Source organism: Nocardia sp. NPDC023733, from assembly GCF_040639775.1.
In the GTDB taxonomy this organism is placed as follows: Bacteria; Actinomycetota; Actinomycetes; order Mycobacteriales; family Mycobacteriaceae; genus Nocardia; species Nocardia rosealba.
This window is the reverse complement of record NZ_JBFAAN010000008.1, coordinates 15,956-34,805: the sequence shown is the minus strand read 5'-3', so window position 1 is coordinate 34,805 and position 18,850 is coordinate 15,956. Positions and strand designations below refer to the sequence as shown.

Sequence of the window (18,850 nt, the reverse complement as noted above, 5' to 3'; positions counted from 1 at the left end):
TTCCGGTGGGACGAACCACCGGAACGGGCGTGGGGGACATCAGTGCGAGATCGCCTTCTCCGCACCGACGCCGGTCAGGGCACGTACTTCCATCTCCGCGGCCTTGCCGAGGTCGACCTTCTCGCCGCGCCCACCCAGATAGGTGCCGACCACGCCGAGCACGAACGCCAGCGGGATGGACACGATGCCCGGGTTGGACAGCGGGAACCAGTGGAAGTCGGTCCCGGTGATCATCGAGGTCTTGGTGCCCGACACCGCCGGGGAGAACACGATGAGCACGATGGTCGAGATCAGGCCGCCGTACATCGACCACAGCGCGCCGGTGGTGTTGAACCGCTTCCAGAACAGCGAGTACAGGATGGTCGGCAGGTTCGCCGCCGCCGCCACCGCGAAGGCCAGCGCCACCAGGAACGCGATGTTCTGGCCGTTGGCCAGGATGCCGAGGCCGATCGCGAGCACACCGATCACCACGGCGGTGATCCGTGAGACCCGCACCTGCTTGCGCTCGTCGACGTTGCCCTTCTTGATCACGCTGGCGTAGATGTCGTGCGCGAACGACGCCGACGCGGTGATCGTCAGACCGGCGACGACCGCGAGGATGGTCGCGAACGCCACCGCCGAGATCACCCCCAGCAGGATCACACCGCCGAGCTCGAAGGCCAGCAGCGGTGCCGCAGCGTTCTGCCCGCCCGCCGCGGCCAGGATCTTGTCCGGGCCCACGATGGCCGCCGCGCCGTAGCCGAGCACCAGGGTGAACAGGTAGAACGCGCCGATCAGACCGATCGCCCACACCACCGAGCGCCGAGCCTCTTTCGCGGTCGGCACCGTGTAGAAGCGCATCAGGACGTGCGGCAGACCAGCGGTGCCGAGCACGAGCGCCAGACCCAGCGACAGGAAGTTCAGCTTCGACATCTCGCTGCCGCCGTACTGGGCGCCGGGGGCGAGCACATCGCGGCTCGCGACGGCCTTGTTGGCCGACTCGCTCACCGATTCCTGTGCGGCACCGAGGATGTCGGACAGGTTGAACCCGAACTTGGCGAACACCATCACCGTCATCAGCGCGGCACCGGCGATCAGCAGGACCGCCTTGATGATCTGCACCCAGGTGGTGCCCTTCATCCCGCCGACGAGCACATACACGATCATCAACACACCGACGATCGCGATGACCACCGATTGCCCCGCACGCGAGGAGATGTCGAGCAGCAAGGCGACCAGACCGCCCGCACCCGCCATCTGCGCGAGCAGGTAGAACAGCGACACCGTGAGCGTGGTCAGCGCGGCCGCGGTGCGAACCGGGCCTTCCTTCAACCGGAAACTGAGCACGTCGGCCATCGTGAATTTGCCGGTGTTACGCAGCATTTCGGCCACCAGCAGCAGCGCGACCAGCCAGGCGACGAGGAATCCGATCGAGTACAGGAACCCGTCGTACCCGTAGACGGCGATGGCGCCTGCGATACCGAGGAAGCTGGCCGCCGACAGGTAGTCACCGGCGATGGCGATGCCGTTCTGCGGTCCCGAGAACCCGCGACCACCGGTGAAATAGTCCGCGGCACTGGCGTTGTTGCGGCTGGCCCGGATCACCACGACCATGGTGACGACCACGAACAGCCCGAAGATTGCGATATTGGCGACGGGGTTACCCACCGTCGTATCCGCGGCGAGAAGGCTCATGCGCGGTCCCCTTCGAGTTCTTCCCGGATGGCCGCGGCCCGCGGATCCAGCTCACGGTTGGCGAACCGGACATACGCGCCGGTGATGACGAAGGTCGTGACGAACTGCGCGAGGCCGAGCAATAGTCCGACGTTGATATTGCCGAAGACCGGTGTGGCCATGAAGTCGTGCGCGTACGCGCCGAGTACCACATAGGTCAGGTACCACACCAGGAACAGTGCGGTCATCGGGAAGACGAAGCGGCGCAGCCGGTTCCGCAGATCCTGGAACTGCGGGCTCGCCTGCACGGCGAGGAATTCGGCGGCACTCGGCGGGCGCCGGTCGGGCGCTTTTTCGGTGTCGGTTTCGGTCATGCCGGGGTCCTAGCGTGAAGGGGGAGGTGCTCTGTGATGACGGTAGGGCGCACGGCGTTCTGTGGTGTGGGTCACTCGGTGAAGGTGCTCACCTGTGCGGTGAACGGTCGTCGGCGTGCGATGAACGGTCGGCCGGTCAGCGGTCGACCGGGTTGCGGTCCGCACCCATCCCGAGCCGTTCCGGTGCGTGCATGCGCAGGAAGATGCCCGCGACGACCCGCCCCTCCGGCCGCTTGCCGAGCAGGCTCACCACGACGGTCACCGCGAAGGCCAGTGGCACGCTCACCGCGGCCGGGTAGTCGACGATCGCCGTCGCCCAACCGTTGGCCACGTCGGTCGGGACCCCGCCGAGCACCGCGACCACGGTCGCCCCGCCCGCGGTGACAGCGCCGACGAGCATGCCGCACGCCGCGCCGGTGGCGGTGAGCCCACGCCACCAGATGCCGAGCACGAGCAGCGGGCACAGCGTCGAGGCGGCCACCGAGAACGCGAGCGCGACCGTGCGCGACAGGTCGAGCGAGGCGACGGTGAGCGCGAGCGTGAGCGGAACGAGCCCGGCCACCAGCGCCGCCGCCCGGAAGTCACGGATCCGCCCACGCAGCACATCGGTGCTGAGCACCCCGGCCAGACTCACCAGCAATCCCGACGACGTGGACAGGAACGCCGCGATCGCGCCCGCCGCCGCCAGCGCGGTGAGCACCTGACCACCGAGCCCGCCGAGAACGGCACCGGGCAACAGCACGACCGCCGCGTCGGAGGCGCCGGTGATGAGCAGTTGCGGCACGTACAGTCGGGCGAAGACGCCGAGCAGGATCGGGAACAGATAGAACAGGCCGACCAGACCGATCACAGTGAGCGCCGTGCGCCGCGCGGACGGCCCGTCCCGGTTCGTGTAGAAGCGGACGAGCACGTGCGGTAGTCCCATGGTGCCGAGGAAGGTCGCGACGATCAGCGAGAACACCTGGTACCGGGGATGATTCCCGCCGAAGCCGCCACCGGGTTCGACCCAGCCGGTGCCGTCGGACGGCGCGCCGGCGACGACCGGTACCGCCGAACCGGGTGCCAAGAGCAGCTCGGTGCCTTCGGCCAGGGTGTGGTCACCCGGTGTCAGCGTCACCTGGCCTGCGGTGTCCTGCCCGTCGAGGGTGCCGTGCACGGTGACCACCTGGGAAACGTCCAGGTGCACAACCACATCCGTGGTGATGTCGACGGTGGTGAGCCGGTCGACCGTCGGCGGGGCCGGGGTTCCGAGCGGGCGTTCGTCGGCGAGGAAGTGCAGCCCGAGAACGAGGGCGGGGATCGCGACGGCGGTCAGTTTCAGCCAGTACTGGAACGCCTGCACCAGCGTCACCGAGCGCATCCCGCCGCCGATCACATTGGCCAGCACGATGGTGCCGACCGCGACCGCGCCCACCCAGGCGGGCACCCCGAGCAGCAGGTGCAGGGTCAGGCCCGCGCCCTGGAACTGGGGGATGAGGTACACCGCGCACACCACGACGACCACCCCGGCGGCCATGCGCCGCAACCGGATCGAGCCGAGCCGGAACTCGGCGAAGTCGGGGACTGTGTAGGCGCCGGAGCGGCGAAGGGGAGCGGCGACGAACATCAGCAGACCCAGGTAGCCCGCCGTGAACCCCACCGGGTACCAGAGTGCGTCGGCGCCGTACTTGGCGATCAGGCCAGCGACGCCGAGAAACGACGCGGCGGAGAGGTATTCGCCCGAGATCGCGGCCGCGTTCCAGCGTGAGCCGACCGTGCGGGAGGCGACCAGGAAGTCCGACGTCGTGCGCGACAGGCGGACCCCGTACAGGCCGATGCCGATCGTGGCCAGAGCTGCCAGCAGCAGCGCCGCCACGGTGAGCATCGGAATGCCCGAGCTCATTTCAGTCCCCGGCCAGTTCGAGGAAGTCGTCCTCATTGCGTTCCGCCAGCCGGACATAGACCCGGCCCACCGCGTACAGCAGTGGGAAGGCGAGCAGACCGAGGATCAACCACGGCACGCGGATGCCGAGGACGGTCGTCGAAGCGACGGCGTCGATCCCGAACAGCAGCGGGAGCGCACCGAATCCGGCGACGACCACGAAACCGAGGCGGAGGGCGAGCCCGAGCTGGGCGCGGATCAACCCGCCGATCAGCGCCGCCCCGAGATCGGTCTGCTCCACCACCTCGGTGCGGGTACGCACTCGACGCGCACCGCGCCGCTGCGCGAGCACCACCCGCTCGCGCTGTGGCCGTTGCGGACCGGTCATCGCTGCGACCAGTTCTGCCGTGGCCCGTGCACGAGGCGCTGTTTGAGTTCCCGCACCTGTCGCCTGCTCACCGGCAACTCCACCGCACCGGACGCGCCTTCCGCGCGCAGGCAGACCACCGTGCCGCTTCCCGTGCTGCGCAACCCGGTGACCAGCCGTAACGCCACCAGGTACGACCGGTGCACCCGCAGGAAACCGGCACCCTCCCACCGTGATTCGAGGGCGGTGAGCGGGATGCGCACCAGGTGCGACCCGGTCCTGGTGTGCAGGCGCGCGTAATCGCCGTCGGCCTCCACCCAGGCCACATCGGCCCGGTGCACCAGTGTGGTGACGCCGCCGAGTTCCACCGGGATCACCTCGCTCGGATGCGTCTGCTCCGGGGGCGAAGCCGGCACCGCCGCCCGGGCCGCCGCGATCCGCCGCACCGCCTCGGCCAGCCGCGCCGCCCGCAACGGTTTGAGCAGGTAATCCACCGCCCCCAGATCGAACGCGGCCACCGCGTGATCGTCGTGCGCGGTCACGAACACCACCGCGGGCGGCTCGGCGAACTCCGACAGAATCCCCGCCAGTTCCATCCCCGTCAGCCCCGGCATGTCGATATCGAGAAACACCGCATCGACCGGATGCGCCCGCAACACCCGCAAAGCCCCCGTCGCCTCGGACGCCCCGTGCACTTCCCCCACCCCGACCTGCTCGTTGAGCAGATACACCAGCTCGTCGAGCGCGGGCTTCTCGTCGTCGACAGCCAGCACCCGCAGAGCGGTCGAAGTGTCATCAGTGTTCCAGGTCACAGCCCGCTCATCGTAGCGGCTGGATTCAGACGCCGACCACGTACCGCCGCGCCTGCCCGAGATCGGTCTCGACCACCCCCTCTAGGACACCACCGTTGCGCTCGATCGTCCGTGCCGACGCGACATTGTCCTCGGCGCAGACGAGCACGATCCGCTCGAGACCGTAGTTCCGCGCCTCACCGAGCATCCGCCCTAGCGCCCATGTACCGAGCCCCCGCCGCCGCGCAGACGGTCTGATTCCGTACCCGATGTGCCCGAATTCGCCGCATTCGAGCTTCATGGCGATCCCGCCGAGCACCCGATCACCTTCGACGATCCACCGGTAGACGCAGCGATCGCGATCCACTTCGGTCAACCGGCGCACCCAGGCCTCGAACCCTCGTACAGACCGGACCTCGTCTTCCGCCAGCAGCCCGAATCCGTCCTCCTGGGCACCCGCTCCCCACTCGTCGTGGGCATCCAGCCACGCCGTATGCCAATGCACGTCCGGCACGATCAACTCGGGCATACCGCAGGTTAGCGCGCGGGCGAGGCCTGCTGAGGACAGTTTCGTCGGGCACAACATGGTTGTGCGTCAACCGCGAAACCGAGTGGCCGCGTATGTGATTCGCGAGGGCGGTGGCCCGGAACTGCTGGTGTTCGACCACGCCGGAATGCCGGGCTCATCCGGTGACCCCAGCAGCGGTCGACGACCTACTTTCATCTACGCGTCGGCCCGGAAACGCCTGATTCGTGGCTGCACCGGGTGGAAGGCGAGGGCTTGGACAGCGGGATGTTGTTCTCCTGCCGCTTCGTGGGGTTGCCGCTCGATGAGCCACTGGCCGACCACAGGAAGCGTGGTTGTCGGTGACTCGGCAGCGATGAGTCAGGCGCGGATTCCGGGGCGGAACTTGGGGACTCGCATGCTGACCTTGGTGCCCGCGCCGGGGGCGGTTTCCACGACGAGGCCGTAGTCGTTGCCGAAGGCGGCGCGGAGGCGGTCGTCGACATTGGACAGGCCCACGTGGGCCGCTTCGCCGGTGCGGGTGGGGCCGGAGGTGTCGACGGCGTCGAGGGCGCCGGAGCGCAGCAGATCGGGGTCCATGCCGATGCCGTCGTCCTCGACGCTGATGAGGCAGTCGGTCCCTTCGTCGCTGGCGACGATGTTCAACTGCCCGCCGTGTCTGCCGCCGCCGAGCCCGTGCCGCACCGCGTTCTCGACCAGCGGTTGCAGGGCGAGGAACGGCAGGACGACGCCGAGCACCTCCGGGGCGATCCGTAGCCGCACATCGAGCGCGTCACCGAAACGGGCTTGCTCCAACGCCAGATACCGTTCGATATTGCGCAATTCGTCGGCCAGCACGGTGAATTCGCCCGCCGCCCGGAACGAGTACCGGGTGAAGTCGGCGAATTCGAGGATCAGTTCGCGCGCCCGGTCGGGATCGGTGCGCACGAACGAGGCGATCGTATTGAGTGCGTTGTAGATGAAATGCGGACTGATCTGGGCGCGCAACGCCCGCACCTCCGCCCGGTCGACCCGGGCCCGCGAGGCATCCAGTTCCGCCAATTCCAACTGCCCACAGGCGTAGCGCGCCACCTCGGCCGCCGCACCGAGCATCCCCGGCCCCGGCTTGCCGGTGATCACCATCCCGAGCGCACCGACCGCCGCCCCCACATCGATCAGCAACGGTTGCGCGATCAACGTGTGCTCGTCACCGTCGACCAGCACCGGCCGCTCCGAAGCGATGGCCCGCCGCGCCGCCGCACCGAACGACCCAAGCATCCCCGTATGCGGCCCGTCCCACGCCAGCAACACCCCCTCCGCATCCGCGACCCCCAGCCCCTCCGCCGCCGCCAACGTCCGCAGATGCGGCGCCGCCGCCCGCGCCGACTCCTCGGTCAACCCCCGCCGCAACGGCACCGCCGCCAACGACGCCGTATGCAACGCCTGATGCACCGCCCGCTGCGCGGGAGTCGTCACCACCCGCTGCGTCCGCCGCCAGATCAACAACACGACCAACGCCATCGTCACAACTACCGCGACAGCGACCACGAAGGTGGTCATAGGATTTTCCGGTCCGCGCGCACGCCCCGATTATGGCGGCGCTCTGCGAGGCTCAGGCAGACTTCTTCGCGCGCTCGGCCTTGGACGGCGGCAGTTTCCTGCCGAGCACCTTCTCGGCGCTCTTGCGCAACTTCTCCGCCTGTTCGGGGCTGGGCGTCGCCCGAACGGGCCGCATCGATTCATCAGTCAGTGCGCTCACTGTTCCTCCTGAACCACGATCGCCTCGATGCGCCACATCCTACGCCGCTCATCGAAGGTGGCGGTTCGCGACAAGATAGGTCCGGACATCGATGATGAGGATCTCGCGCTCATCCCTGACCTCCGCCAATTCGCCGAGCCGCAGTGCCGGCGTGCCTTGTGGAACGAGCAGTTCGAGGATCACCGGATTCCGATGGCGCGCCGATCGAGGCGGGAACTGGAGGCCTGAGGTCGAGAGGAAGCCGAGCTCGGTGAAGTACTCGCCGATGACCGACGCGATCGACCGGGCGTCACTCGCGTCGACTCCGAGTACCCATGCGTCGACCTCACGAGTGACCCGAACAGTCTGCGGTAGTGGGTAGCGACGAAGGCCGGATCTGATGTGGGCAACACGACGCGCCAACGCAGGCGTCATCGGGATGGAGCCTCGTAGCGCGGAGTTGATCGGTTCATAGCCGTTGAGCGCATACGACTCGATGGCCGAGCGTTCGCGATCGGTGAGATCGGCGATCGTCTGACGTGCCAAAACTTGGTCCGCGAACGGAAAATCGTCGAACGTTCCCGCGCCACCCCCGTGCTCGCTCACAGTCGGGAAACTACGCTCAGGACCTCGTGTCGCGAATTCGGCGCAGCGTGTCGACAGCGACTCTCCGTGACCTTGGTCATGACACGCCGGGAGCGGCGAGGCAACGCCCGGGGCGCCAGCATGGCGTGGCGAAACCTGTCGTACCCACGTGCATAGAATGCCAAGGCCAACCCCCGTCGACACCATGGGAGGAAGGACCGTCTTGGCTTCGTCCGGATCGTTCGTTCACCTGCACAACCACACCGAGTACTCCATGCTCGACGGTGCGGCGAAGATTTCGCCGTTGTTCGCGGAGGCGGAGCGGTTGGGGATGACCGCGGTCGGGATGACCGACCACGGCAACATGTACGGCGCTTCGGAGTTCTACAACTCCGCGAAGAAGGCGGGCATCAAGCCGATCATCGGCATCGAGGCCTACATCGCGCCGGGTTCGCGGTTCGACACCAAGCGTGTGCTGTGGGGTGATCCGTCGCAGAAGAGTGACGACGTCTCCGGTTCCGGTGCCTACACCCATATGACGATGGTCGCCGAGAACGCGACCGGTCTGCGGAACCTGTTCAAGCTGTCGAGTCTTGCCTCGATCGAGGGTCAGCTCGGTAAGTGGGCGCGGATGGACGAGGAGATCATCGCCCAGCACGCCGAGGGCATCATCGCCACCACCGGTTGCCCCTCGGGTGAGGTGCAGACCCGTCTTCGCCTCGGGCATGAGCGTGAAGCCCTCGAGGCCGCCGCGAAGTGGCAGGAGATCTTCGGTAAGGAGAACTTCTTCCTCGAGGTGATGGACCACGGTCTGTCGATCGAGCGTCGTGTGCGTGAGGGCCTGCTCATGGTGAGCAAGCAGCTCGATATCCCCCCGCTGGCCACCAACGACTGCCATTACGTCACCAAGGATCAGTCGACCAATCATGAAGCGCTGCTGTGCATTCAGACCGGCAAGACGCTCTCGGACCCCACCCGCTTCAAATTCGACGGTGACGGCTACTACCTGAAATCAGCCGAGGAGATGCGTGCCATCTGGGACGCCGAAGTCCCCGGCGCGTGTGACAACACCGAACTCATCGGCGAACGGGTCCAGCCCTACGACGAGGTGTGGCAGCACCGCGACCGGATGCCGATCTTCCCGGTCCCCGAGGGCCATACCCAGGCCAGCTGGCTGCGCAAGGAGGTCCTCGAGGGCCTGGATCGCCGCTTCCCCGACGGTCCCTCACGCGAATACCTCGACCGCGCCGACTTCGAGCTCAAAGTCATCTGCGACATGGGGTTCCCCGCCTACTTCCTCGTCGTCGGTGACCTCATCAAGCACGCACTCGAAGTCGGTATCCGCGTCGGCCCCGGCCGTGGTTCGGCCGCCGGTTCGCTGGTCGCCTACGCGATGGGCATCACCAATATCGACCCCATCCCGCACGGTCTGCTGTTCGAGCGATTCCTCAACCCCGAGCGCGTGTCGATGCCCGATATCGATATCGACTTCGACGATCGCCGCCGCGGTGAGATGGTCCGCTACGCCACCGAGAAGTGGGGCAGCGACCGGGTGGCCCAGGTCATCACGTTCGGCACCATCAAGACCAAGGCCGCGATCAAGGACTCCGCGCGAGTGTTGTTCGGCCAGCCCGGTTTCGCCATCGCCGACCAGATCTCCAAGGCGCTGCCCCCGCCGATCATGGCCAAGGACATCTCGGTCGCCGGCATCACCGATCCCGACCACGAGCGGTACAAGGAAGCCGCCGAGGTCCGCGAACTCATCAGCACCAACCCCGATGTCGCCAAGATCTACGAGACCGCGAAGGGTCTGGAAGGGCTGATCCGCAACGCGGGCGTGCACGCCTGCGCGGTCATCATGTCCTCGGAGCCGCTCACCGACGCCATTCCAGTGTGGAAGCGCGCCCAGGACGGCGCGATCATCACCGGTTGGGACTACCCGTCGTGCGAGGCCATCGGCCTGCTGAAGATGGACTTCCTCGGCCTGCGCAACCTCACCGTCATCGGTGACGCCCTGGAGAACATCAAGGCCAACCGCGGCATCGATCTCGACATGGACAACCTGCCGCTCGACGACCCGGCCACCTACGAATTGCTCGCCCGCGGCGACACTCTCGGCGTGTTCCAGCTCGACGGCAGCGCCATGCGCGACCTGCTGCGCCGCATGCAGCCCACCGGCTTCGGCGACATCGTCGCGGTGCTCGCGCTCTACCGTCCCGGCCCGATGGGCATGAACGCCCACAACGACTACGCCGACCGCAAGAACGGGCGGCAAGAAGTCAAACCGATCCACCCCGAGCTCGAAGAGCCACTGAAAGACATCCTGGCCGACACCTTCGGCCTGATCGTTTATCAGGAACAGATCATGCAGATCGCGCAGAAGGTGGCCGGGTACTCGCTCGGTCAAGCCGACATCCTGCGCCGCGCCATGGGTAAGAAGAAGCTGTCGGTGCTGGAAGAGGCCTATGCCGGCTTCCGCGAGGGCATGCTCGCCAACGACTTCTCCGAACCGGCCATCAAGGCGCTGTGGGACACGATTCTCCCGTTCGCCGGTTACGCGTTCAACAAGTCGCACGCCGCCGGGTACGGCCTCGTCTCGTTCTGGACGGCCTATCTGAAGGCGAACTATCCGGCCGAGTACATGGCCGGTCTGCTCACCTCCGTCGGTGACGACAAGGACAAGGCCGCGGTCTACCTGTCGGACTGCCGCAAGATGGGCATCACAGTGCTGCCGCCCGATGTCAACGAGTCGGAGCAGAACTTCGCCTCGGTGGGCAAGGACATCCGTTTCGGTCTCGGCGCGGTGCGCAATGTCGGCGCCAACGTGGTGTCCTCGATCATCGCCGCCCGCAAGGAGAAGTCGAAGTTCACCGACTTCTCCGATTACCTGAACAAGATCGACGCCACGGCCTGCTCCAAGAAGGTCACCGAATCCCTCATCAAGGCAGGCGCTTTCGACTCGCTCGGGCATCCACGCAAGGGCCTGATGCTGGTGCATTCCGATGCGATCGACGCCGTGATGTCGACGAAGAAGGCCGAGGCGATCGGCCAGTTCGACCTGTTCGGCGGCATGGACGACGCCGACGAGTCGATGGCATCGGTGTTCAACGTGAAGGTGCCCGACGACGAATGGGAAACCAAACACAAGCTGGCCCTGGAGCGGGAGATGCTCGGCCTGTACGTGTCCGGCCACCCGCTCAACGGCGTCGAACACGTCCTCGCCGCCCAGGTGGACACCCCCATCCCGGCCATCCTGGAAGGCGATGTCAAGGACGGCGCACAGGTGACCATCGGCGGCATCCTCGCATCGGTGAACCGCCGCATCAACAAGAACGGTCTGGCCTGGGCCTCGGCGCAGCTCGAGGACCTCACCGGTGGCGTGGAAGTGCTGTTCTTCCCGCAGTCCTACTCGGTGTACGGCATGGACGTGGTGGAAGACGCCGTCGTACTGGTGAAGGCCCGTGTCTCGGTACGCGACGACCGCATCTCCCTGATCGCCAACGACCTCGTGGTGCCCGACCTTTCGGCGATCGGCGTAGCCAAACCCGTGTCGGTGGTCATGACCACCCGCATGTGCACTCCAGAGAAGGTCAAGGAACTCAAGAAGGTCCTCTCCCGCCACCCCGGAACGTCCGATGTGCACATCCGCCACGTCGGCGCCAGGGAGAAGACCACCATGCTCAAGCTCGACGACGCCTGGCGGGTCTCACCGTCCTCGGCGCTGATGGGCGACCTGAAAGCACTACTCGGGCCGGGCTGCCTGGGCTGAGCCCGATGATGTGATCCGCCGAGCCGTGACGGACGGGTAGTGCAATTCCTCGACGCCGCACGCATCGATCGCGCCTCCTTCGTGGCGCATTCGATGAACGGCGCACTGGCTGTCGACCTGGCCGCCCGCTACCCCGAACGAGTTGAGCGTATGGGCGAACGCGACACCTGGGTGCCGGTGCGGCAGGTCGGTGAGGTCGCCACCCGGCGCTCCCTGACGCGAAGCTGACCCTCGTCCCCGACGCGGGCCACATGCTCCACGAAGACCATTCACCACCGCGGTGCGCGTGTTCCTCTGAGAGGACGGCAGTTCGCCCGATCAGGAGACTTACCGAACTTCCGGACGCTATCTGGTGCCGACACCCAGGCCCCGGCGGGGTGATGGCCGGACTGGGGCGAACGGGCTAGCGTCGAAAGGCGTGATGTCTGTGACGCTGCTCGACTCGCCCGCATCAGCCGCGTCGTCTGCGCACAGGCAGCGATTGTCTGTGCGTGTGGTGGTCGGCCTGGCTGCCGCGTTGATTCTCGCCCAGTTGGTTCTGCGGGGCTGGGTGGCGTTTTCCGGCTTCTTCTACTGGGACGATTTCATCCTCATCGGACAGGTCAGCAGGCACCCCCTGTGGTCGGTGGAGTTGTTGCTGACCAGCCACGACGGGCATGTGATGCCGTTGGCGATCGCGTTGACCTGGCTGGTGACCAAGGTGGCGCCGCTGAGCTGGCCCGTCGCGGCGGCGGTGCTCGTCGGGTTGCAACTGCTCGCCTCGCTCGCGGTGCTACGGCTGCTCGTCGTGCTGATGGGATGGCGGGCGCGAGGGCTCGGACCGCTGCTGTTCTACCTGTTCGTGCCCTTGACCGTGCCGGCGTTCGCCTGGTGGGCGGCGGCGGTGAACGCCCTGCCGTTGCAGATCGCGCTGGCCTGGGTGAGCGCGGATGCGGTCCTGTTGGCGCGAACGGGTAGGCGCCGGTACGCGGTATCGGGTGCGCTCGTCTTCGCCGTGGCACTGCTGTCGTTCGAGAAGTCGATCGTGGTGTTGCCAGTGGCGTGCGCGGTGGTCGCGTTGTCGGCGCATGTCGCGGGGCGTCCCTGGCGCGATGAGGTTCGGCGCGGGGGAGTGCTCTGGGTGGCGGGCGGCGCCGTTCTGCTCGCCTGGGCCGCTGTGTTCCTGTTGGTCATCCAGCGCCCGCGCGGGCTGACCGGGCCCGAAGATCCCGGCGCACTGCTCAGCCGGGCGCTTTCGGACGGATTGGTCCCCGCCCTGTTCGGTGGTCCGTGGCGATGGGAACGGTGGCAACCGGCCACGCCCTGGGCCGACCCGCCAGGCCTGGCCGTCCTCATCTGTTGGCTACTGCTGATCCTGTTGGCGGCGTGGACAATTCGCTCCCGGACGCGGGTGGCTGCGGTCTGGTTGTGCGCTGCGGCCTACGCCATCGCGACCATAGCCCCGGTGATCGTGCTGCGCGACGGGCCCGGCACCGCCGCCCTGCTACTCCAGTCCATGCGCTACTTCGCCGACTTCGCCGTGATTGCCACAATCGCCCTTGCGCTGATTCTGCAGGCACGGCGTTCCGCTGCCGCGCGGGAAGGTTCGTCACCCGACCGTCGCGGGTCCGACAAGTCGGACGCTCGCCCACGCACCGCAGGCATGTTGCCGCGCAGCCGTTTCCGGTTCAGGACCGGCTCGATCGGAGGGTCCCAGCCGAGCGAACGCCTGCGAACCGGCCCGACATCGCGCATCCCGAGAGACCTGCACACCTCGACGCTGTTCGCGATACCCGCCGTCCTATTCCTGCTGAGCAGCGTCATCTCCACAATCACCTTCACCCGATCGTGGGAACCGAGCCCGGCGCGCACCTACATCACCGGCGTGCGCGCGGCCCTCCCGGCAGCGACGGACGCCCCACTGCTGCCGCAGGAAGTCCCCTGGAATGTCCTGAACCCGTTGGCTTTCCCGCAGAACATGACCGACCACGTCCTCGCCCCGATCGCGACACCGACAACGTTCGCCGCAGCCACTCCGACGCTGCGGATGATCACCGACACCGGCGACATCGTCGACGCGTATGTCTGGTGGAACCGCGCCGTCACCCCGGGTCCGGAACCGCAATGCGGCCACCGAGTGCGCGGCAGCACCTCGATCCCCTTGGACGGTCCCATGCAGATCCGCGACTGGACCGCCCAGATCAACTACTTCGCCGACCGTGACGGCCGGATCGCGGTGTCCTTCGAAGGCGACACCGAAACCGTCGCCGACGTGCGACAGGGCCTGAACACGGTGTACGTCCGGCTGCTCGGCGGCGGCGACGCCCTGCGGGTCAGGCCGCTCGAGCCCGAGCAGCCGCTATGTGTGGGGGTGGGACCGGTCGGCGTCGCCGCCTTCCCGCGCTGACCGGACTACCCAGGATTCATGGCGCCCCGCGCAGGCATTTCTTGCCGAGTTGCGCGGCGGCCGGCGCGAACGCGATGCCGCTACCCCCCGAGGCCACAACGACGTGGTCGCCCCGACCGCAGCGGCGACTCTGATCCGACCCGCCGGGCGCACCGAAGCCGACGCTGGGCATCGCGACCGATCAGCAATCGTTGCCCGGGCGTGCCGCCGCGTGCCGTGCGATGCTGACTCCATGAGGCAGTTTCGGGTGTGGGCGCCGGAGGCGAGCGCGATGCGACTGCAACTCGAGGGGGTGGTCCACCCCATGCGCCGCAACGGCGGCGGCTGGTGGTCGGTCCGGGCCGAGGCAGGCCAGGGCGTGGAGTACGGCTTCCTCATCGACGACGACCCGACGGTGCTGCCCGACCCACGCTCACCACGTCAGCCCAACGGCGTCCACGCCCTGTCCGCCGTCCATGACCTCGACACCGCCGTCTGGACTGATCAGTCCTGGACCGGCAGGCAACTGGCCGGCTCGGTGTTCTACGAACTGCACATCGGCACCTTCACCCCGGAAGGCACCTTCGACGCCGCGATCGAACGCCTCGACCACCTGGTCGAACTCGGCGTCACCACCGTGGAACTCATGCCGGTGAACGCCTTCGACGGCACCCACAACTGGGGTTACGACGGCGTGCTCTGGTACGCGGTGCAGGAAACCTACGGCGGCCCCGACGGCCTGCAACGTTTCGTCGACGCCTGCCACGCCCGGGGTCTCGCGGTCTGCCTCGACGTGGTGTACAACCATCTCGGCCCCTCCGGCAACTACCTCCCACGCTTCGGGCCCTACCTCACCACCGGCCGCAACACCTGGGGTCAGAGCGTGAACCTGGACGGCCCCGGTTCCGATGCGGTGCGCCGCCACATCATCGACAACGCCCTGCGCTGGTTGCGCGACTTCCACATCGACGCCCTCCGCCTCGATGCCGTCCACGCCCTCGTCGACCACACCGCCACCCACCTGCTCGAAGAACTCGTCGTCGAAACCACCGCGCTGTCAGCGCATCTGGGACGACCGCTCACCCTCATCGCCGAAAGCGACCTCAACGACCCACGCCTGATCACCCCGCGCGCGGCAGGCGGCCACGGCCTGACCGGTCAGTGGAACGACGACCTCCACCACGCCGTGCACACCGCTGTCTCCGGCGAAAGACAGGGCTACTACGCCGATTTCGGCTCACTGGCCTGCCTGGCCCAAACCCTCACCCACGGGTTCTTCCACGCCGCAACCTATTCCAGCTTCCGCGGCCGAACACACGGCATCCCGATCCGCCGCGACCTGATCCCCGGCAGCGCCCTGCTCGGTTACACCTGCAACCACGATCAGATCGGCAACCGCGCCGTCGGCGACCGCCCCAGCGACTACCTCACCCCCGGCCAACTGGCGGTGAAAGCGGCTCTGGTGCTGCTGTCCGCGAGCACGCCGATGCTGTTCATGGGCGAGGAATGGGGCGCGCGCACCCCGTTCCAGTTCTTCACCTCCCACACCGACCCCGTCATCGGCGCCGCGACCGCCGACGGCCGCCGCGCCGAGTTCGCCGCCCACGGCTGGGCCACCGACGACGTCCCCGATCCCCAGGACCCCGCCACCTTCACCCGCTCGAAACTCGACTGGACCGAACGCAGCCGTGAACCGCACACCCGGCTACTGGCCTGCTATCGCGCCCTGCTCGCCCTGCGCAAGTCGCGACCCGAGTTCGGTGATCCCTGGCTGGAACGGGTCTGGGCCGACTATGACGAGAGCGCCCGCTGGTTCGTGCTGCGACGCGGCCGGATCTCGGTGGTGTGCAACCTGTCCGAAGACGAGGCGGTGATCCCGGTGTACGGCCGGGTGCTGCTGGCGTGGGCGCCAGCGACAGAAAATGAAGGGGGAACTCTTGTTTCGGGTCACAGTTTCGTCGTGCTCGAAGAAGGGGAGGGCACGGGGACGGTGGTCACCGACTGATCTCACGCGGCCACAGCTCGGCCACGGTGCACGGGAGATCGTTGCCGAGGCGACATAACGGTCGTACGGTTGAGCAATGAGCAACGAGGCTTACGGGCAGGACAGTGCTGCCCTTCCGACCGGTGTGGGCGGTTATGCGCCGGCCGGTTTCGGTCCGCTGGTGCGCGCTTTCGCCGCCCTGATCGGACATCGGCGCGACGCAGGCGGCGCCATCGCGATCTACCGGCACGGCGAACCCCTGGCACACCTGTGGACCGGCAGCGCGGGCGATCAGCCCTGGTCGGCCAACACCGGTTCGATCGTCTTCTCGGCGACCAAGGGTGTCACCGCCACCGTCATCCACCGCCTCGCCGACCGCGGGCTCCTGGATTACCGGGCGCCGGTCGCCGAGTACTGGCCTCGCTTCGCAGCGCACGGCAAGGGCGCGATCACCGTGGCCGACGTGCTCACCCACCGTTCCGGGCTGTCGTCGCTGTCCCCGATCGCCGACAGCGCCCAGGAACTCCTCGACCACGAGCTGATGGAAGACCGGCTGGCCATGGCCGAGCCAGACCGGCTGCTCGGCGTCCCCACCTACCACGCGCTCACCTACGGCTGGCTGCTGGCGGGTATCGCGCGCTCGGTCACCGGTCGCAGCATGAGCGACCTCATCCGCACCGAGGTCACCGACCCGCTCGGGGTCGAGGGCTTCCACCTCGGCCGTCCGGCGGCGGGTTCGTCGACCGAGTACGCGCGCCTCGCGGGCACCCACCTGCGCCTGGCCGGGCACCCGGTGGCCGCCGGTTTCCTCAACCGGGTGGGCTTCCGTATTCCCGGCGCGCTCGGCGCGGCGGCGCGCTGCCTGTATCTGACCGGCCTCAACGGCATTCTCGACGGCGAGGACCCGCCGATTCTCGACACCGAGATGCCCGCGGGCAACGGCGTCGCCACCGCTGCCGGACTCGCCCAGCTCTACGCGGGCCTGGCCGACGGCGTCACCCTCGACGGGTCACCGTTCCTGCGCCCCGAAACGCACAAGCTCATCCGGCGCGTGCAGACCTACCGCCTCGACCACGCCCTGTTCTACATGCCGATGATGTGGCATCTGGGCTACCACTCGCTGCCCGCGCCCGGTGCGCGCACAGCCTTCGGCCACATCGGTCTCGGCGGATCCTTCGGCTGGGTCGACCCGCGCTCGGGCCTGTCGGTCGGCTTCGTCCACAACCGCCTCGACCAGGCGCTGCTGCCCTACGACCAGTTCGCCATGGGCTGGCTGCTGCCGCTGGTGATGTCGGGCGTGCGCGCCACCCGTGACCGCGGGCAGCGCGTCGACCGGGCCGCCGCCTAGTCACCGCCCTTGCCGGTTACTCGGCGAGGGCGCCGGCGAGGTCCGATTCACGGTCTTCGCGTACGGATGTGGCGGCCGGGGTCTTGCTCTGCGGGATGAACACCGCGACCACAGCCGCCAGCGCGATGGCGCCCGCGGCCAGCCAGAACGCGGTGGTGAAGCCCGAATCCGCGGGCAGCGCCGTCCCGGCGACGACACTGCCCGCCAGCACGGTGGCCGCGACCTGCGACCCGATCGATGACCCCACCGACCGGATCAGCGCGTTGACGCCGGTGCTCTCGGCGGTCTTCTCGGCGGGCACCGCGGACATGATCAGATTCGGCATGGCCGCCATCCCGAGGCCGATGCCGACGAAGGTCACGACCGTGAACCCGATGACAGCTCCCTGGGAGCCGTGCGCCAGCGCCAGCGCGGCGAATCCGGCGGCGGCGGTGAGAGCGCCGAGGACGAGCGGCACAGCGGCGCGGACCCGACCGACGAGACGCCCGGCGACGACCGCGGCCGCCAGCATGGCGATCGAACCCGGGATCATCAGCAGACCGGACCCGGTGGCGTCCATGCCGAAGCCGTACTCGCCGGTGTCGGGCGTCTGCGCGAGCTGGGGGATGAGCGAGAACACCGCGAACATGCCCGCGCCGAACAGCAGCATGGCGATATTGGTGATCAGCACGGTCGGACGCCGCAGCACGTGCATGTCGATCAGCGGGTCGCCGACGCGGGTCTCGAACGCGACGAAACCGATCAGGACGACCAGACCGCCGAGGACGAGGCCGAGGGTGCGCGCATCGGTCCAGCCCCACGTCGAGCCACGACTCAGAGCGAGCAGCGGCATGGTGAGGCCGATGCTGAGCAGCGCGATGCCTGCGAAGTCGATCCGCGTGGGCGTCGGGATCGACCGCTCCGGCACCCGCAGCACGCCGACCAGCGCGATCGCCGACATGATCGCGCCGGACCAGAAGACCCACTGCCAGGACAGGTGATCGATCAGCAGGCCACCGATGAGCAAGCCGCCGCCCGCGCCGATCCCGGCCAGCGCCGAGATGAGACCCAGTGCGCCGCCGCGCTTCTCGGCGGGAAATGTATCGCCGATGATGCCGTAGCACAGCGGGAAGATGCCACCGCCCGCTCCCTGGACGACCCTGGCGGCCACGAGCACCCAAATCGAAGGTGCCAGCGCCGCGGCCACGCTGCCGAGCGCGAACAGACCGAGCGCGATGACGAGCAACTTCTTCTTGCCGTACATGTCACCGAGGCGGCCGAAGACCGGGGTGAGGATCGCGGCCGAGATCAGGTAGGCGGTGAGCACCCATCCGACATCTGCCGTGCTCGCGTGCAGTTCGTGGCCGAGGATCATGATGCCGGGCACGATCGCGGTCTGGGCGAGCGCGAACGCGGCGGCGGCCAGGGCGAGGAACACGAGATTGGTGCCGAGTCCCCCTGAGTCGTGCGGGGCTTCGGACTCTCGGGTCGTCTGATCGATCATGGGGAGTTCACGCCTCCGTGTGGTTCC

The 18,850-nt window shown here is 67.8% G+C and carries 15 protein-coding genes; 5 read left to right on the top strand and 10 right to left on the bottom strand.

What is annotated here, in order from left to right:
- Positions 1-39: 39 nt before the first annotated feature.
- The 9 genes from AB0F86_RS25060 to AB0F86_RS25020 all read right to left on the bottom strand — a co-directional run bounded on the left by AB0F86_RS25060 (position 40) and on the right by AB0F86_RS25020 (position 8,081).
- Positions 40-1,674 carry a cation acetate symporter gene (locus tag AB0F86_RS25060; RefSeq protein ID WP_356986195.1) on the bottom strand — a complete coding sequence of 545 codons (1,635 nt, stop codon included), beginning with the start codon at positions 1,672-1,674 and terminating at the stop codon, positions 40-42.
- Complete coding sequence (locus AB0F86_RS25055) at positions 1,671-2,027, bottom strand: DUF485 domain-containing protein (protein ID WP_225282283.1); 357 nt, start codon at positions 2,025-2,027, stop codon at positions 1,671-1,673. Before AB0F86_RS25055 ends, AB0F86_RS25060 begins: the two co-directional genes overlap by 4 nt.
- 136 nt (positions 2,028-2,163) lie before the next feature.
- Positions 2,164-3,909 carry a cation acetate symporter gene (locus tag AB0F86_RS25050; RefSeq protein WP_356986196.1) on the bottom strand — a complete coding sequence of 582 codons (1,746 nt, stop codon included), beginning with the start codon at positions 3,907-3,909 and terminating at the stop codon, positions 2,164-2,166.
- A gap of 1 nt (position 3,910) precedes the next feature.
- Positions 3,911-4,276: a hypothetical protein gene (locus AB0F86_RS25045; RefSeq protein ID WP_356986198.1), complete on the bottom strand. Its 366-nt coding sequence runs from the start codon at positions 4,274-4,276 to the stop codon at positions 3,911-3,913.
- Complete coding sequence (locus AB0F86_RS25040) at positions 4,273-5,067, bottom strand: LytTR family DNA-binding domain-containing protein (protein WP_356986200.1); 795 nt, start codon at positions 5,065-5,067, stop codon at positions 4,273-4,275. The genes AB0F86_RS25045 and AB0F86_RS25040 overlap by 4 nt, the downstream gene beginning before the upstream one ends.
- Before the next feature lie 25 nt (positions 5,068-5,092).
- Positions 5,093-5,575, bottom strand: coding sequence for a GNAT family N-acetyltransferase (locus AB0F86_RS25035; RefSeq protein ID WP_356986202.1), 483 nt, complete (start codon positions 5,573-5,575; stop codon positions 5,093-5,095).
- 357 nt (positions 5,576-5,932) lie between these two features.
- A complete protein-coding gene (locus AB0F86_RS25030) occupies positions 5,933-7,111 on the bottom strand; it encodes a histidine kinase (RefSeq protein ID WP_356986204.1) in 1,179 nt (392 codons plus the stop codon).
- 52 nt (positions 7,112-7,163) lie between these two features.
- Positions 7,164-7,310 carry a hypothetical protein gene (locus AB0F86_RS25025; protein WP_157105094.1) on the bottom strand — a complete coding sequence of 49 codons (147 nt, stop codon included), beginning with the start codon at positions 7,308-7,310 and terminating at the stop codon, positions 7,164-7,166.
- A gap of 48 nt (positions 7,311-7,358) precedes the next feature.
- Entirely contained in the window at positions 7,359-8,081 is a 723-nt protein-coding gene (locus AB0F86_RS25020; RefSeq protein ID WP_357171723.1) for an ADP-ribosyltransferase, read from the bottom strand.
- Between AB0F86_RS25020 and dnaE the strand changes: the two genes are divergently transcribed.
- The 5 genes from dnaE (at position 8,080) to AB0F86_RS24995 (ending at position 17,340) form a co-directional block, all read left to right on the top strand.
- Positions 8,080-11,643, top strand: a complete 3,564-nt coding sequence (gene dnaE / locus AB0F86_RS25015; protein WP_181700624.1) for a DNA polymerase III subunit alpha — start codon at positions 8,080-8,082, stop codon at positions 11,641-11,643. The genes AB0F86_RS25020 and dnaE overlap by 2 nt on opposite strands.
- A gap of 39 nt (positions 11,644-11,682) precedes the next feature.
- Entirely contained in the window at positions 11,683-11,871 is a 189-nt protein-coding gene (locus AB0F86_RS25010) for a hypothetical protein (protein WP_356986207.1), read from the top strand.
- 193 nt (positions 11,872-12,064) lie between these two features.
- Positions 12,065-14,029, top strand: a complete 1,965-nt coding sequence (locus AB0F86_RS25005; RefSeq protein WP_356986248.1) for a hypothetical protein — start codon at positions 12,065-12,067, stop codon at positions 14,027-14,029.
- A gap of 232 nt (positions 14,030-14,261) precedes the next feature.
- Positions 14,262-16,013 (top strand): malto-oligosyltrehalose trehalohydrolase, encoded by a 1,752-nt coding sequence (gene treZ / locus AB0F86_RS25000; protein ID WP_356986209.1) that lies wholly within the window; start codon positions 14,262-14,264, stop codon positions 16,011-16,013.
- 76 nt (positions 16,014-16,089) lie between these two features.
- Positions 16,090-17,340 (top strand): serine hydrolase domain-containing protein, encoded by a 1,251-nt coding sequence (locus AB0F86_RS24995; RefSeq protein WP_356986211.1) that lies wholly within the window; start codon positions 16,090-16,092, stop codon positions 17,338-17,340.
- Between the two features lie 16 nt (positions 17,341-17,356).
- Here AB0F86_RS24995 and AB0F86_RS24990 read toward each other — a convergent pair whose 3' ends face one another.
- On the bottom strand, positions 17,357-18,823 hold the full coding sequence (locus tag AB0F86_RS24990) for an MFS transporter (RefSeq protein WP_356986212.1): 1,467 nt from the start codon (positions 18,821-18,823) through the stop codon (positions 17,357-17,359).
- Positions 18,824-18,850: the final 27 nt, after the last annotated feature.